The 14,895-nt window shown below is 38.3% G+C and carries 17 protein-coding genes and 2 pseudogenes; 16 read left to right on the top strand and 3 right to left on the bottom strand.

Annotation, left to right across the window (positions count from 1 at the left end; translation table 11 throughout):
• Position 1 precedes the first annotated feature (1 nt).
• The 10 genes and pseudogenes from C233_RS23255 to C233_RS24135 all read left to right on the top strand — a co-directional run bounded on the left by C233_RS23255 (position 2) and on the right by C233_RS24135 (position 8,815).
• Positions 2–1,159, top strand: coding sequence for a glycosyltransferase (locus C233_RS23255; RefSeq protein WP_082247923.1), 1,158 nt, complete (start codon positions 2–4; stop codon positions 1,157–1,159).
• Entirely contained in the window at positions 1,159–2,688 is a 1,530-nt protein-coding gene (locus C233_RS22680; RefSeq protein WP_018667794.1) for a lipopolysaccharide biosynthesis protein, read from the top strand. The genes C233_RS23255 and C233_RS22680 overlap by 1 nt, the downstream gene beginning before the upstream one ends.
• Positions 2,689–2,696: 8 nt before the next feature.
• Positions 2,697–3,689 carry a glycosyltransferase family 52 gene (locus C233_RS0111805; RefSeq protein WP_018667793.1) on the top strand — a complete coding sequence of 331 codons (993 nt, stop codon included), beginning with the start codon at positions 2,697–2,699 and terminating at the stop codon, positions 3,687–3,689.
• A gap of 22 nt (positions 3,690–3,711) precedes the next feature.
• On the top strand, positions 3,712–4,878 hold the full coding sequence (locus tag C233_RS0111800) for an O-antigen ligase family protein (RefSeq protein ID WP_018667792.1): 1,167 nt from the start codon (positions 3,712–3,714) through the stop codon (positions 4,876–4,878).
• Positions 4,865–5,971 (top strand): UDP-galactopyranose mutase, encoded by a 1,107-nt coding sequence (gene glf, locus C233_RS0111795; RefSeq protein WP_018667791.1) that lies wholly within the window; start codon positions 4,865–4,867, stop codon positions 5,969–5,971. Before C233_RS0111800 ends, glf begins: the two co-directional genes overlap by 14 nt.
• Before the next feature lie 25 nt (positions 5,972–5,996).
• The gene (locus tag C233_RS0111790; protein ID WP_018667790.1) at positions 5,997–6,755 is read left to right on the top strand and encodes a glycosyltransferase family 2 protein; all 759 of its coding nucleotides are present in this window, start codon (positions 5,997–5,999) and stop codon (positions 6,753–6,755) included.
• 18 nt (positions 6,756–6,773) lie between these two features.
• Positions 6,774–6,995: a hypothetical protein gene (locus C233_RS0111785; RefSeq protein ID WP_018667789.1), complete on the top strand. Its 222-nt coding sequence runs from the start codon at positions 6,774–6,776 to the stop codon at positions 6,993–6,995.
• Between the two features lie 113 nt (positions 6,996–7,108).
• A pseudogene (locus tag C233_RS23655) lies at positions 7,109–8,001 on the top strand (AAA family ATPase); the annotation flags it as partial.
• A 177-nt stretch (positions 8,002–8,178) separates the two neighbouring features.
• Entirely contained in the window at positions 8,179–8,667 is a 489-nt protein-coding gene (locus tag C233_RS0111775; RefSeq protein WP_018667787.1) for an HU family DNA-binding protein, read from the top strand.
• A 46-nt stretch (positions 8,668–8,713) separates the two neighbouring features.
• Positions 8,714–8,815 carry a smalltalk protein gene (locus C233_RS24135; RefSeq protein ID WP_373278737.1) on the top strand — a complete coding sequence of 34 codons (102 nt, stop codon included), beginning with the start codon at positions 8,714–8,716 and terminating at the stop codon, positions 8,813–8,815.
• A 289-nt stretch (positions 8,816–9,104) separates the two neighbouring features.
• On the opposite strand, the gene C233_RS0111765 is transcribed toward C233_RS24135, so the two are convergent.
• Genes C233_RS0111765 through C233_RS0111755 form a run of 3 tightly spaced genes read right to left on the bottom strand, consistent with a single transcriptional unit; the run spans position 9,105 to position 9,973 of the window.
• Entirely contained in the window at positions 9,105–9,365 is a 261-nt protein-coding gene (locus C233_RS0111765; RefSeq protein WP_018667786.1) for a hypothetical protein, read from the bottom strand.
• A gap of 6 nt (positions 9,366–9,371) precedes the next feature.
• Positions 9,372–9,734 carry a phage holin family protein gene (locus C233_RS0111760; RefSeq protein ID WP_018667785.1) on the bottom strand — a complete coding sequence of 121 codons (363 nt, stop codon included), beginning with the start codon at positions 9,732–9,734 and terminating at the stop codon, positions 9,372–9,374.
• A 29-nt stretch (positions 9,735–9,763) separates the two neighbouring features.
• A complete protein-coding gene (locus C233_RS0111755) occupies positions 9,764–9,973 on the bottom strand; it encodes a YtxH domain-containing protein (RefSeq protein WP_018667784.1) in 210 nt (69 codons plus the stop codon).
• A gap of 202 nt (positions 9,974–10,175) precedes the next feature.
• On the opposite strand from C233_RS0111755, the gene C233_RS0111750 reads away from it, so the two are divergent.
• The 6 genes and pseudogenes from C233_RS0111750 (at position 10,176) to cysC (ending at position 14,889) form a co-directional block, all read left to right on the top strand.
• Complete coding sequence (locus C233_RS0111750) at positions 10,176–10,628, top strand: lipocalin-like domain-containing protein (protein WP_018667783.1); 453 nt, start codon at positions 10,176–10,178, stop codon at positions 10,626–10,628.
• 47 nt (positions 10,629–10,675) lie between these two features.
• Complete coding sequence (locus C233_RS0111745) at positions 10,676–11,179, top strand: SPOR domain-containing protein (RefSeq protein WP_018667782.1); 504 nt, start codon at positions 10,676–10,678, stop codon at positions 11,177–11,179.
• A 244-nt stretch (positions 11,180–11,423) separates the two neighbouring features.
• On the top strand, positions 11,424–12,251 hold the full coding sequence (gene cysQ, locus C233_RS0111740) for a 3'(2'),5'-bisphosphate nucleotidase CysQ (RefSeq protein WP_018667781.1): 828 nt from the start codon (positions 11,424–11,426) through the stop codon (positions 12,249–12,251).
• Between the two features lie 12 nt (positions 12,252–12,263).
• On the top strand, positions 12,264–13,817 hold the full coding sequence (locus tag C233_RS0111735; protein WP_018667780.1) for an SLC13 family permease: 1,554 nt from the start codon (positions 12,264–12,266) through the stop codon (positions 13,815–13,817).
• Positions 13,818–13,928: 111 nt separating this feature from the next.
• A pseudogene (locus C233_RS23645) lies at positions 13,929–14,237 on the top strand (four helix bundle protein).
• A gap of 85 nt (positions 14,238–14,322) precedes the next feature.
• The gene (cysC, locus tag C233_RS0111730) at positions 14,323–14,889 is read left to right on the top strand and encodes an adenylyl-sulfate kinase (protein WP_018667779.1); all 567 of its coding nucleotides are present in this window, start codon (positions 14,323–14,325) and stop codon (positions 14,887–14,889) included.
• Positions 14,890–14,895: the final 6 nt, after the last annotated feature.

The following is a 14,895-nucleotide window of genomic DNA, read 5'->3' as shown; positions in this document are numbered from 1 at the left end:
GATGAATTTATTATTTATATATCGACGTGATATTCATATCGATGATGCAGGAGCCTCTCGAACAATAATATTAAGAGAAAATTTCTTGGCAGCACAGCCTGATATTACGGTATATTCATCTTTTCATCATTTATCTCCTATAGACAATCGTATAATAGAGTTGTCCGTTAAAAAATTAACTGCTGAAAATTTAAATGCTTGTATAGTTACATATAAGATTGATATCTTATGTGTACCTGAAGGAGAAATATTGGCCTCATTGGCATGGAAAGCTGTACAAGGAACTTCTTGCAAAATTGTTACAGAATTGCATAATCAGCCCAACTACACATTGGATATATTACGAACAGGGATTAAATCCCATTTGTTGTATCCTGCGAGTTTCAAAGTAAAGCTGAAAGCTATTATAAAATTAGTATTATATCCTATATGGAAATATATACTTAATAGTGTTTCATATAGGCGAAATCGCCAAGCCTATTTTTTAGCAGATAAATTTGTATTATTGTCGGACTCCTTTTTTCAGCCCTTTCAGAGATTTTATAAAGTTGATAAAATTAAGATGGTGGCAATAGGTAACCCTTTATCTTTTCCTACAGAAGTTTCAGATGCGGATATACAAAGGAAAAAAAATACTATATTAGTTGTTTCGAGGTTGGAAGAAGGACATAAACGAATAAGTTTAATATTAGAATGTTGGAATAAAGTGGCGAAAGCTAATCCAGACTGGAATTTGCAAATAGTTGGTACAGGAATTGATGAAACTCTATATAAGAAAATGGTTCAAAAATGGAAATTGCAGCGAGTTTTTTTTGAAGGTTGGCAATCTCCTGAGAAGTATTATGAGGCAGCTTCTATATTTTTAATGACATCTGTTGTTGAGGGATGGGGAATGACGATTTTAGAGGCTCAACAAAAAGGATGTGTACCTATTGTTATGGATACGTTTTCTTCTTTATACGATATAATAAACAGTGGTTATAATGGATTTATTGTGAAAAATGGAGATATTAATGCAATGGCAAATGAAATACAGACATTGATAAATGATAAAGAGTATCGAGAACAAATAGCTTTGAATGCAATAAAAAGTACAAGACGTTTTTCTATGAATATTATTGGTGAAAAATGGCTTAATTTATATAAAAGTCTGTTGTAATGTCACGAACCAAGCAGAGCCTGAAAAATCTAAAAATATCATCTGTTTCTTTAATCATTTCAATATTATTAAATTTTATATCAAGAAGTGTTTTCATAGAATATTTAGGTATAGATATTGTCGGATTAAGTTCTACATTACTTAATATTTTAGGTTTTTTAAATTTAGCGGAATTAGGATTGACATCGGCTATAGCAGGTGCTCTTTATGAACCATTATTTGTAAAAGATCGACAAAAAATACAAGATATTATATCAATATTCGGTTTTTTATATCGGATAATAGGTTTGAGTATTCTTGTTGTAGGTATTATTGTTTCTTTTTTTTTACCTTACTTTTTTAAAGATACAGGATTACCTTATTCCTATATTGTAGGTGGATATTATACATACTTGATAGTAAGTTTAATAGGTTATTTTATTAGCTATAAACAAACACTACTTGTTGCTGATCAAAGTGAGTACATTGTAACTTCTTATACTTACACCGCACAGGTCCTTAAGTTTATATTTCAAATAGTTATTTTAAAATATTTGGGATATGGATATATCTTTTGGCTAATTATAGAATTATTTTTTGGTTTGACTTATGGGCTTATTATAAATCGAACAGTATCTAAGAGATATCCATGGTTGCAAACAAGTTTCAAACATGGAAAGAAAATACGTAAGGAGTATAATAGGCTATTTATTACAATAAAACAGGTTATTCCTCATAATATAGCAGCTTTTGTTCAAAATCAAAGTAGTAATATATTGATATATGCGTTTTCTTCACTTGCAACTGTGACTATTTATACTAATTATACAATGATAATGGTTCGTTGTGTTAGTGTATTAAATATATGCCTAAGGGGAATTACCGCCAGTTTTGGAAATTTGATAGCAGAAGGTGATCAAGATAAAACTCTTTCAATTTTTTTACAATTTAATTCGTTGTTTTTTATTATAGGTGGGGTTGTTTGTACCACAAGTTATTATCAGGTAGAACCGTTTATTCATTTGTGGTTAGGAGATGGCTTTTTTCTAGATGATTGGATTTTTTGGTTAATGCTTTATATAATGTATGTTAGTATAGTTCGCTTGCCTATTAATTATTTTATTGGTGGATTCGTTTTGTATAAAGATGTTTGGGCACCTATGGCTGAAGCTATTATAAATATTGTTGTTGCAATAATATTGGGATTTTTTTTAGGGATTGGCGGAGTTGTGTTAGGGTCAGTTATATCTCTTACATTTATAATTGTATTATGGAAACCTTATTTTCTTTTTAAAAATGGATTTAAATGTTCGATAAAAAAATACTGGATAAATGTATTTAGGTATGTATTGATATTGATTCCTATTTTCTTTATTCCCACAGTATTATATAATATGAATGTATTATTTGATAATAGAGATTTATTAGGATTTATATTTAATACATTACTTATATCTGTATTTGTTTTATGTGTTTATTCTTTCATTTTATGGCAAATTGATGAAAATATGAGGAACATGGTGCAAAGGATATGTAGAATCTTTTTTTAAATAGAAGTATGGAACAATATATAAAAGGAGAATGTGGTAAATTTTGTTATGTATGTCAAGTTGATACAGTATATACTCTATTTCTATATTTGATACTGTTTCCTAATCAGATAGAGAAGACGTTTTTTATTTTTGGGAGTGGCATACCTAAGCTGATAAAGAAACAATTTAAAAATAATTCTTTTGAGATAAAAAAACGACAGGGGAATTTTTTTTATAATTTATCAAATATATTGCGGGGTTGGATTTTGTTACCTATTGTATATAAACGTTTTAATTTATACTCAAAATCTTCATTTGGTCAGGATCATTTGATTTTTTCTAGATATGTAATAGCAAAATCGTCAGGTTATACATTATTGGAGGACGGTATCGGAAATTATACAGATGTGGAGAAATTGGTGAAATTCAGAGAAGAACATTATTTTCGATGGTATCTTTTTTTGTTTTTTAATTTACTTAAAGGTGTGGTAAATATGCCTATGGGATTTCATCCTAAAATTTTGCGTATATATTTAACGGGAATGCAGAGTATTCCACCATATAATAAGGATAAAATTAGTGTATTTTCGATTGTTAAAGTTTGGGAAGGATTACCCATTGAATCGAAAAATAAAATAAAGGAATTATTGAGTTCATCTCAAATTTTTATAGTAGAGGAAGAGTATGATTTACTATTACTGACTCAATGTTTTTCAGAGGAACATTGGATGTCAGAAGAGGAGAAAATAAAAATGTATAAAGATATTTTATACTTAGACGGAAATATTAATAAAAAGATATGTCTGAAACCCCATCCAAGAGAAAAGACCTGTTACCAAAATTTCTTTCCAAATATAAAAATTATTCCTTCTCATATTCCTTTTGAATTATTATTGTTGACATCAAAAGTTCATATACGCTCTGCTATAACTATTAATTCCACTGCAATATATTCATTAGGAGAGAATGTGGAAAAAACAATATTAGGAATTGAATATTTAAAGAAATATCATATTTAGTATAATATTTATTTACTCATTAATGCTTTCAATACCTTTAAAAAAACGACTAACTTCTAATTTATTTGCTTTATTAATCATTGCTAATCTTTTGTTAGTGCTTTTACCTGCTTGGCAGGGTAGTTTTATTTGGCAATATATATCAGATGTTGATGTTTATTTTAAGATTACAGGATATGCTGCTATTTTAATAAATTTTGGACTTTCAATAGTAATTATATTGTTGAATACAAAATTTGATGGAAAATGGTTATTGCTTTTCTGTTTCCTTACTATGTCCTCTTTTACATTGTCAATGTTCCAAAGTGATTTCTCTTTTAAGTTACCAGAAGGATTCATGGCTTTGGGAGTTTATATAGTTCTGGTATGTATTTTACCAACATATACATTTTCAAATCAAATAAGAAATATCACATTAATTTTATTTCTTATTTGGGCAATAGTTCCTATTTTTTATTTTTTTTTAGCTCCTGTGTCTGTCAAAATGCTGTTTTATGCAGCCTCGGGTGGAACATTTTCAGGGTTTGCGTTGCATCGGAATTTTTATGGAGTATATACGGGAATTGCATTTATTTTATTGACATTTGTTAAATGGCGTACCTTATATAAATACCCTTTATATATATTGATGCTAATAGGATTAGGTATGTCAGAGAGTAGGACAGTTCTTCTTTGTCTGTTAGTATCTCTTGCGTATAAAAAATACTCATCTAAGAGGTTGTGGCTTGTGTATTTGGGTATAGTGTGCCTAATAGGAATTTTAGTCTATTTTTTGTTGATTGATGTTTTGGCAGACTATACGATGAGAAAGGATTTAGATTCAAATGCTCGTGAGGAATTATATTGGGGATTTTGGAATGTGTTTCTTGATAATCCATTATTAGGAAAAGGGAAAGATGTTTTATATTTTTCATCTCATTATCCTGAGGGATCTCCGGCTCACAACTTAATATTGCAAGCATTGGCTAGCTATGGAATGGTGACCACATTTTTTTTTCTAATATTTCTAATATTGATATATATTAATATGGAGCAGAACGGTAGGGTCCTATTTTTATTTCTTTTGATTACTGCTATGTTCCAACCTTATGTAGATACAGGATTTCCAACTGCTTTAACAGTTATTGTTCTTCTTTTGGGGCAAATGTTTTCGAACAAAAATAAATCGGTATTATATGTTGAAAAATGATTTTCTTATTGTAGGTTCCGGTCTTTTCGGTGCCACAGTTGCCCATGTTCTTTTCCGCCATGGTAAGCGACTCATGGTTGTAGACAAGCGTTCTCATATCGGTGGTAATATCTATACGGAATCGGTGAATGGTATCAATGTACACAAATATGGTGCCCATATATTTCATACCAGCAACAAGCAGATATGGGATTTCGTAAATTCTTTTGTCGAATTTAATCGTTATACAAATTCCCCTATAGCCAATTATAAAGGGAAACTTTATAATCTTCCTTTCAATATGAATACATTTTACCAGATGTGGGGGATGGTTACACCGGAACAAGCGGCGGCTAAAATAGAAGAACAGCGAAAAGAGTCGGGGATTACTCATCCTCGAAATTTGGAAGAGCAGGCTATTTCTTTGATAGGAAAAGATATTTATTACACGCTTATAAAAGACTATACGGAAAAACAATGGGGCAGGAAAGCTACGGAATTACCGGCCTTTATAATTCGCCGTCTTCCGGTGCGTTTTACTTTTGATAATAACTATTTCAACGATAAGTATCAAGGAATCCCTGTGGGTGGATATACCAAGTTGGTAGAGAAGTTACTTGAAGGAATCGAAGTGAAGCTTGATACGGATTATTTTGAGTACAAAGAATATTTAGATTCTTTAGCAGACAAGATAATTTATACAGGTGAGATAGACCGTTATTTTGATTATTGCTTCGGACATTTGGAATACCGGACGGTGAATTTTGAGACTGAAGTTCTGGAAGGAGTTTCTAATTATCAAGGTAATGCAGTGGTGAATTATACTGATGCAGAAACTCTGTATACCCGTATCATTGAGCATAAGCACTTTGAGTTTGGTAACCAGCCTGATACAGTAATATCCAAAGAATACTCCAAGGAATGGAAGCCGGGCGATGAGCCTTATTATCCGGTGAATGATGAACGTAACAGTTCTTTGTATACGAAATATAAAGCGTTGGCCGATGCTCAGGAGAGAGTGTTATTTGGCGGTCGGCTGGCTGAGTATAAGTATTATGATATGCATCAGGTTATAGAAAGTGCTTTACGTTTGGTTGATACTTTATTGAAATAATTATTGGTGAAAAAAGAAGAAATCTATGGAAAAAGGGTTAGTTTCTATTATTACCCCTGTCTATAATGGGGCTAAATATGTGCGCGCAACAATTGAATCTGTATTAAGACAAACATACACAGACTGGGAAATGATAATAGTGGATGATGGTTCTAAAGATGATAGTGTTCACATTGTTAGCGAATATGTCAAACGTGATAAGCGTATCATACTGTTACGGCAGGCTAACGGTGGTTCTGCTTCTGCCAGAAATAATGGTATAAGGAATGCAAGAGGGCAATACATTGCTCTATTGGATGCGGATGATTTGTGGGAACCCTCATTTTTGGAAAGCCAATTAGCTCTGATGAAAAAGGAAAATGCAATAGTCGTGCATTCTTCTTACAAAAGAATAAATGAGAAGTCGGAGGAAATATTGCGTCCGTATAAGGCAAAAAAGTTAGTTACTTACAAACAGATGCAAATGACTAATCACATTGCCTGTTTGACAGGTTTGTATGATACTTCCATATATGGTAAAATCTATCTGAAAGAAGAACTGAGGAGTATTAGGGATGATTATGCTTATTGGCTGGATATTGTAAAGCTGGCAGGAAAATCGTATGGTAATCAAGAAGTTTTGGCAAGTTATCGAGTAATGGCATCTTCTACTACTGGTAAGAAAAAGAAACTTATAAAAGCACAATTCTTGTTTTATTATCGTTATCAAAAATTAGGCTTATTAAGGAGTATCTTGTATACAATGTATTGGGGAGGATTAGGGATAATGAAATTTTATAAATGATGGAAAGTTAAAACAGATATGGGGCAAAATTACAAAGTTATTAACACTCAGAAGATAATAGATTATATAAATTCTTTTTCTGATACTATTGAGGTTGATTCTATTTTGAAGAATTCTAATGCTGACAAATTACGCGTATACCCCACCTTGTTCGAATTGGAGCAGAGCGGTTTTCTTGAAGTAATAGAGCGTGAAGCACTCGGAGCTCCATTGATAGTTCGTAAAAAGAAAGTAGAATAAACGACAGGTAACAGCGGTTACTTTGTTTTAGGCGCAGCCGGAATTACTTTTTTAAAGTGATTTCGGCTGTTTTTACTGATTATATCGGAACTTGTGAATGAAAAACTGTATAATTTGAAGGGTTCGCTATTGCAAAGCAGGAAACCGAGTGGAAAGAATATCCGATATTGCATTTGGACTTGAGTGCGAAAAAATGTGAAACAGCCGATGATTTGAGCACAATGCTTAATTAGTATTTGGGGAAATGGGAGCAAAAATGGGAGTGAGAAACATAATCGTAGTTCTGAAGAGCGCTTTGCTTATATAATAGAGCAGGTATATATTCAGAGTGGTAAGCAAGTTGCTGATAGACGAATATGATAAGCCCTTGCTTCGGTCGCTTTGGGACGATGCGCTTTGGGATGAGTAAAATGTATACTGAAGGCTTTTTATAGTGTGTTGAAAATCAGCGACTGTTATTTCCGTTTCGTCTTTCTAACGGGGGCACAGAGTTTGCATAGGTCAGTGTGTTCAGTGACTCGAATCAGTTGAATGATATCAGTATGGATTATGATTATAATACTTTGTGTGGCATAACAAAAGAGGAGTTGGCAAATAATTTTGTACTCATATCGCCAAGTTCACCCGTGAACTTCGTGGCGGCGATGTGGATGCTTTCATGGAACGCCTAAAGGTGTTTTTTGCAGGCATTCCTTATGAGTTGAGCGATGATACGGAGCGCCACTATCAAGCCATTTTCTATGTTGTCTTTGCTCTTATGGGTCAGTTTATAGAAACGGAAATCCGTAGTTCCCGCGGTCGCGCGGATGCGGTTGTAAAGACGAAAGAGCGTATTTTCGTTTTTGAGTTCAAACTGAATGGTAGTGCCGAGGATGCCTTGCATCAGATTGGGGAAAAGGGATATCTGATTCCTTATCGGTTAGACGGCAGGAAACTGATGAAGATAGGAGTGAACTTTAGTAAGGTGACACGTAATATAGAACGTTATGTGGTAGCTGGAACTTAAAATCGGGAATATATATAACTGGCAGAAAATAAACGTATTACAAATCATCCTCAGAAAACAGCTTTGTCGGGCTTGTTTCCCTTGTTTATCCCCACTGATATCCCCACCTTTGCATCGTTGGCCAACGAAACGAGAATTAAAACGAAAGTTCAATTTAAAATGTAAAGGAGAAAGATTATGCCTCTATTTTATTATGCGAGACAGTCGCAGCTTGCGACGAAGGCGGGTGTGAAGACATGGCACCTGAGTTTGAAGAAAGTGGGAAAGACAGTGGATACGCAGTCATTGGCGGAAAGTATTGCCGAGAAATCATCATTGACGCCGGGTGATGTGCAGAATGTGATTCGTAACCTGATGTCGACGATGCGGATGCATCTGCTGAATAGCCGTACGGTACGCTTGAGCGGATTGGGCACGTTTACGATGAAAGCCCGTACACGCGGTAAGGGTACGGAGAAAGCGGAAGATGTAAATCCGAATCAGGTGACGGCGTTACGCTGCCAGTTTACTCCGGAATATACCCGGCCGGCAGCAATGGGCACTACCCGTGCACTGTTGCAGGGCGTAGAGTTTGAAAAATGGAACGGGACGGTTACGGACGACGGTAATTCCGGCGGTAACGGTGGCGGTTCGAATGGTGGAGATGAAGAAAATCCGCTGGGATGAGATTAAGGGTTTATGATGAATGTGTTAGATTAAAAAAACAAAAGTTATGAGTATAAGAGTGTCTGTTTGGGATAAGATTCTGAAAGTGATTATTGCAGTGGCAAGTGCTATTGCAGGTGTGATTGGAGGGCAAGTAATGGCTATATAAAAGCCGGTCTGATAATGAAAACACGAGGGTGTCAAAACTAAGATGAACACTCTGAAAAGTTACTATATGTAACTGGTAAACAAATGTACGACGTAAAAGAGCCGTATCGTTACTCAAAATGAAGTGCACCCCAAAAGTTTTGTGTCTAACTTTTGGGGTGCACTTCAAAGTTGAGTCGATACGGCTTTTTTTATTTCCAATGAGGTGTGTCCGGTTTCAATTTAAAAGTTCATTTTCTCTAAAGTTGGGTTTTGACACCTCTATTTGTATTTTATAGGCAGGTTGATTTTCAACGCTTGAATATCTTTCTGACTTTTCTCATCAGTTTCATTCCAAGCATAACTCCGTCGAATACCGCCATGCCCGTATTGAATGCACGCATGATAGCCGTCCCCTTGTTTGCAGCAGGGGCAATAGGGGCGAACAGGTTCCGGGCGGTGTCGGCCATAGCCTGTTTTTGGGCGCGGAGTTCTTCCAATGCTTCGGCTTTCTGTTGTCGAAGCTCCTCTAATGTAAGAATCTCTGTCTTGGGAGTATCATTCATATTCATGATATTTTAGTTCTTGTTGTTATCGATGAATAGTCCTGCAATGAATTTAGTCATTGGATTGATAATGATTTTCTTGCGGAATATGACGAGCAGTATAATCAGTAAGATGTGGAGACAGCTTATCATGGCGAAGCTCACCATTAATCCGCCTACTATGGGGTCTAATATATAGGCCAGGGTAAAGGAGAGATAAAACAAAGCCACCATGCCGAGAATGACGACCAGCAATACGAGTATAAGCGTAGAAAGCAATATAGTCAGCTTTTCCGCAACTTCCAGTTGAGTGTATTTCTTCTGTAGTTCCAGATATTTCTTGAAATCGGAGAATAACTGCCGGATATTCTCGATGCTGTTGTCGTCTGCAAACATAGTGGCTTTGTTTTGAAATGCGGTTTGGGTTATTCGTTTGCTTCGCCTTTGATTTCTGCGGCAATCTCGTCGACGAGGTCTTCCATTTCATTACGGTTGAGACGGATGCCTTTCTTACGGAGAATTTCCGCAATCTTATGACGCGTATCCTCGCCTTTTTCCGGGGCAAACAAAATACCGATGGCTGCACCTACTGCCGCGCCACCTAAAAAAGCTGCTAAAACATTTAATCCTTTCATAATGATACTCCTTTCTTATTAATTAGGTCTACTATGACAAAGCTAACAAAATATTTTCAATGTTTGTTCATTAATTCTTGTTTTTTGGAAATATGTGCCATGAAAAGTGACAAAATATACATTTTAATTATATTTAACGGCGTTGGGAGGTGTAACATAAGTGGTTCGGAGTACTTTTGTTCCCTAAATAAAAAAGAGATATATGAAAAAATTGCTGAACGGGACAATACTATTACTTTTGACGTGTATAGCGGTGGGACTGGCGTCTTGTATGAATGACGGCGGTTCCGATTGGGTAGGAAAATGGCAGTTGCGCGAATATCAGTATCCCGATGGTAAAGTGCAGAAGGTAGACAGTATTTTTTATGGTTTTCAGAAGGGTAGCTTTTTGGCATATTGCATGAATGAAAGCGGAAGCTATGAAGGTTTTTATGGCTATTACAAGTTGAAAGATGATGAAATTTCTATAACTTTGTGGCCGGACAACAGTGCCGGAAACGAAGCGGCGCACGAGGAGCTGGTAAATTCGGCAAGTTATAAAAAGTTCTTCGGCTGGGGAGATACCGGCGAAAGGACATTCAAAGTCGAGGAGTTGACCGGCAAGAAGATGCGGCTGGACTACAAAGGCACTAAATATGTTTTTCGTAAGTATTGAGCGAATAGAGGACAGATATAGTTACTAACAAAAAATAAAAGAAAAAGATGAAGAAATTAGCAGTGTTGGGAATGGGAGTATGTGTTGTACTGGCATTCTCTTCTTGTAAATCGAGTGAAAGCGCTTACAAGAAAGCATATGAAAAGGCTAAGCAGCAGGAACTGGCCGAACCGCAGACTACCGCACCGGTAGAAGAGGTGGCTCCTGTAGTTAGTGCTCCGGTAGAAGCTAAGGTTGTGGAAAGCGCTCCGGTAGGTACGGTACGTGAGGAAAAGGTGACGGTCGTATCGGGTGTTGACGGACTGAAAGATTACAGTGTCGTATGCGGCAGCTTCGGTGTGAAAGCCAATGCGGAGAACCTGAAAAACTTCCTGGATAAGGAAGGTTACAATGCTGTCATCGCATTTAATGCGGACGCTGCCATGTATCGTGTGATTGTAAGCACTTATGCAGACAGGAACTCTGCTGCCGAGGCTCGCGACGCTTTCAAGGCAAAATATCCCAACCGTCAGGATTTCCAGGGAGCCTGGCTTTTGTACCGCATTAATTAATTTGAATTCTTTTTGGTAATTCATAAGAAAGGGGTATTTTCCTCCTTTCACGATAGGGCAGTAACTGGGAAGTTACTGCCCTTCTTATAATCCGTTGGAAATGATTGTAAAAACGCAGTTTTTTAATATTGTGAAAAGTACTTATAATTATCTCTTTTTCGTTTAAAAGAAGTTATAAAACATAATTAAAAACTTTTGGCGGTAAAAAAGTTTTTAATTTTGCACCTCATATATTTGATATAGTATGGAACGACAATATATACTCGATGCAATTGACGCAGCACTGTGTGCCGGCAAAGCTATTCTTTCGATTTATAACGACCCGGCATCGGACTTCCAGATAGAAAAGAAAGCGGATAACTCTCCCCTGACGATTGCTGACAGAAAAGCGCATGAGACTATTGCTGAATATCTCCGGAACACGCCTTACCCGCTATTGAGCGAAGAAGGAAAACACCTGCCTTACACAGAACGGCGTGCATGGACTACTTTATGGATTGTAGACCCCTTGGACGGTACGAAAGAGTTTATAAAGCGGAACGGCGAGTTTACCGTCAATATTGCTTTGGTACATAATTCCGTTCCGGTAATGGGCGTTATATACCTTCCGGTGAAGGAAGAGCTCTACTTTGCCGGAGAGAACTTGGGCGCTTATAAGCTCTCCGGCTTTACGGCTCGCGGCGACAAGCGGTTGGAGGAGCTCATGGCAGAGGCGGTTCATTTGCCGGTTAAGGGTGAACACGATAAGTTCGTGATTGTGGCGTCCCGTTCGCATCTCTCTCCCGAGACAGAGGATTACATTGAAAAGATGAGACGTTGCCATTCGGATGTGGAATTGATTTCCAGCGGGAGCTCTATCAAGATATGTCTGGTGGCGGAAGGCAAGGCGGATGTATATCCCCGTTTTGCCCCGACAATGGAGTGGGATACGGCGGCGGGGCATGCCATTGCACGCGCTGCCGGTATGGAAGTGTACCAGGCGGGAAAGGAAGAGCCCTTGCGCTATAATAAAGAAGACTTGTTGAATCCCTGGTTTATAGCAGAGCCCAGGCATGAAGAAGATATAAAATAACGACTCGGACATATGACGTTTGAAATCATATTTGTGCTTTTGGCACTATTGGGCATGGTGATAGCCTTGATTCTGGATAAGATGCGTCCGGGGATGGTGCTTTTTTCGGTCGTGGTGTTATTTCTTTGTGCAGGCATCCTGACGCCGAAGGAAATGTTGGAGGGGTTTAGCAATAAGGGGATGATTACGGTTGCCATGCTCTTTCTGGTGAGTGAGGGTATCCGGCAGTCGGGAGCGTTGGGGCAGCTTATCAAGAGACTGCTTCCTCAGGGTAAGACTACCGTTTTCAAGGCACAGTTCCGGATGTTGCCGACCATTTCCTTTATTTCCGCTTTTCTCAACAATACTCCCGTCGTTGTAATTTTCGCTCCGATTATAAAGCGCTGGGCGGAGTCGGTAAGGCTTCCTGCCACGAAATTCCTGATACCTCTTTCGTATGTGACGATTTTGGGCGGTATCTGTACATTGATAGGTACTTCCACGAACTTGGTAGTGCATGGTATGATACTGGAAGCCGGCTATGAAGGATTTACCATGTTCGAGCTCGGCAAGGTGGGGATTTTCATTGCGGTAACCGGCATCGTCTATTTGTTCCTGTTTTCTTCCAAGCTGTTGCCGGATGTGCGCAAGGATGCCGTGAAGCCGGACGACGAACCGGAAGAACACGGCGATTTGCACCGGGTGGAAGCCGTTTTGGGAGCCCGTTTCCCGGGTATCAACAAGAAGTTGAAAGAGTTCAATTTCAAACGCCATTACGGTGCTGAGGTAAAGGAGATAAAGCGCAACGGCCAGAGTTATACGCAGGATTTGGAGGAAGAATATTTCCGGGAGGGCGATACGCTGGTTATAATGGCCGACGACTCCTTTGTGCAGACCTGGGGTGAATCTTCCGTATTCGTGATGCTTGCCAACGGCAAGGATACGGAGCCTGTGGCGAGCAAAGGTAAACGCTGGTTTGCACTCGCCTTGCTGATTCTGATAATTACCGGAGCTACGGTGGGTGAGCTGCCTGCCGTGAAAGAGGCTTTTCCTAATATTAAGTTGGATATGTTCTTCTTCGTGTCCGTTACGACGATTATAATGGCATGGACGAAGATTTTCCCTGCCCGCAAATACACCAAATATATATCATGGGATATCCTGATAACGATTGCCTGTGCTTTTGCTATCAGCAAGGCTATGGTAAATTCCGGTGTGGCGGATGCTGTGGCTAAGTACATCATTGGTCTGACGGAACATTACGGTCCTCATGTGTTACTGGCTGCCGTGTTTATCATCACGAACCTGTTTACGGAACTGATAACGAATAACGCCGCCGCTGCGCTTGCCTTCCCGTTGGCTCTTTCCATTTCGTCGCAGTTGGGGGTAAGCCCGATGCCTTTCTTTGTAGTGATTTGCATGGCTGCATCGGCCAGTTTCTCGACGCCTATCGGTTATCAGACCAACTTGATAGTACAAGGTATCGGCAATTATAAGTTCACTGATTTTGTCCGTATCGGACTTCCGCTGAATATCATCACTTTTTTAATCTCCATTTTCTTGATACCATTAATCTGGCCGTTTTGAGAGTTGAAAGTGGAGAGCTGGAGGTTGAGAGTCGGAAGTTTTGGGGAGGTAAGATATGGGGCAAAGTGTGACGAGAGATAAGGTTTTAGGTTTGCTGTTAGAATTGTAAATATGTATAAAGTCTTATGCGAGAGAAAAGAATACGTACCACTGTCTAAACAAATGTTGCGTAGTGGTACGGCGGTAGGGGCTTTGTGAAAGAAGCAGGACATGCTCAATCAACGGCTGATTTTGTGAGTAAAGTCAGCATAGCTTTGAAGGAGGCTAATGAAACAGAATATTGGATAATACTTTTGTATGAAACTAAATATATCGGAAGAAGAGTATAACTCTATATATAATGATTGCTGTGAACTAATAAAGTTGACAGTGAGTGTAATAAAAACAACAAAGGTTTCAATGTATGATGCAGAAAAATGAACGACAACGGAAGGAAGAGGAGGGAGAAGTTTCAACTCTCGACTCTCGACTTTCTACTAATAATATATACCCCATTTTCGACAGAATGCTGTGCAGGCACGACAAAGAAGAACTCTTGAAGCAGCATAGCGTAATGATTTGGTTTACCGGGCTGAGCGGTTCGGGTAAGAGTACGATAGCTATCGCTTTGGAGCGCGAGTTGCATAAGCGCGGTTTGCTCTGCCGCATCCTGGACGGAGACAACATCCGTAGCGGTATCAATAATAACCTGGGATTTACGGAAGCCGACCGTATAGAGAATATCCGCCGGATAGCCGAGGTATCCAAGCTTTTCGTAGATACGGGCGTCATAACGATTGCCGCTTTTATCAGCCCCAGCAACGACATCCGCGAAATGGCGGCGAATATCATCGGAAGGGATGATTTCCTGGAAGTGTACGTCAGTACGCCCATTGAGGAGTGCGAGCGCAGGGATGTGAAAGGCCTGTATGCGAAGGCGCGCCGGGGCGAGATTAAGAACTTCACGGGCATTTCCGCACCTTTCGAGGCGCCCGCTCATCCTGCATTGGTGCTGGATACCTCTGCGTTGAGCCTGGAAGAATCTGTCGATAAGTTACTGGAATTGATTTTACCGAGAATTCAGAAGAACTAATATATA

The organism is Bacteroides gallinarum DSM 18171 = JCM 13658, assembly GCF_000374365.1.
GTDB lineage: Bacteria > Bacteroidota > Bacteroidia > Bacteroidales > Bacteroidaceae > Bacteroides > Bacteroides gallinarum.
The sequence above is the reverse complement of the archived record's forward strand: the minus strand, read 5'-3'. Positions and strand labels throughout refer to the sequence as shown.

What these genes read in the sequence shown, in the direction of transcription:
- C233_RS0111750 (WP_018667783.1), top strand. Translation starts at nt 10,176, where the DNA reads ATGAAAAAATTGCTGAACGGGACAATACTATTACTTTTGACGTGTATA.
- cysC (WP_018667779.1), top strand. Translation starts at nt 14,323, where the DNA reads ATGCTGTGCAGGCACGACAAAGAAGAACTCTTGAAGCAGCATAGCGTA.
- C233_RS0111800 (WP_018667792.1), top strand. Translation starts at nt 3,712, where the DNA reads ATGCTTTCAATACCTTTAAAAAAACGACTAACTTCTAATTTATTTGCT.
- C233_RS0111745 (WP_018667782.1), top strand. Translation starts at nt 10,676, where the DNA reads ATGAAGAAATTAGCAGTGTTGGGAATGGGAGTATGTGTTGTACTGGCA.
- C233_RS22680 (WP_018667794.1), top strand. Translation starts at nt 1,159, where the DNA reads ATGTCACGAACCAAGCAGAGCCTGAAAAATCTAAAAATATCATCTGTT.
- C233_RS0111775 (WP_018667787.1), top strand. Translation starts at nt 8,179, where the DNA reads ATGCCTCTATTTTATTATGCGAGACAGTCGCAGCTTGCGACGAAGGCG.
- cysQ (WP_018667781.1), top strand. Translation starts at nt 11,424, where the DNA reads ATGGAACGACAATATATACTCGATGCAATTGACGCAGCACTGTGTGCC.
- C233_RS0111735 (WP_018667780.1), top strand. Translation starts at nt 12,264, where the DNA reads ATGACGTTTGAAATCATATTTGTGCTTTTGGCACTATTGGGCATGGTG.
- C233_RS0111805 (WP_018667793.1), top strand. Translation starts at nt 2,697, where the DNA reads ATGGAACAATATATAAAAGGAGAATGTGGTAAATTTTGTTATGTATGT.
- C233_RS0111760 (WP_018667785.1), bottom strand. Translation starts at nt 9,734, where the DNA reads ATGTTTGCAGACGACAACAGCATCGAGAATATCCGGCAGTTATTCTCC.
- glf (WP_018667791.1), top strand. Translation starts at nt 4,865, where the DNA reads ATGTTGAAAAATGATTTTCTTATTGTAGGTTCCGGTCTTTTCGGTGCC.
- C233_RS24135 (WP_373278737.1), top strand. Translation starts at nt 8,714, where the DNA reads ATGAGTATAAGAGTGTCTGTTTGGGATAAGATTCTGAAAGTGATTATT.
- C233_RS0111765 (WP_018667786.1), bottom strand. Translation starts at nt 9,365, where the DNA reads ATGAATATGAATGATACTCCCAAGACAGAGATTCTTACATTAGAGGAG.
- C233_RS0111785 (WP_018667789.1), top strand. Translation starts at nt 6,774, where the DNA reads ATGGGGCAAAATTACAAAGTTATTAACACTCAGAAGATAATAGATTAT.
- C233_RS0111790 (WP_018667790.1), top strand. Translation starts at nt 5,997, where the DNA reads ATGGAAAAAGGGTTAGTTTCTATTATTACCCCTGTCTATAATGGGGCT.
- C233_RS0111755 (WP_018667784.1), bottom strand. Translation starts at nt 9,973, where the DNA reads ATGAAAGGATTAAATGTTTTAGCAGCTTTTTTAGGTGGCGCGGCAGTA.
- C233_RS23255 (WP_082247923.1), top strand. Translation starts at nt 2, where the DNA reads ATGAATTTATTATTTATATATCGACGTGATATTCATATCGATGATGCA.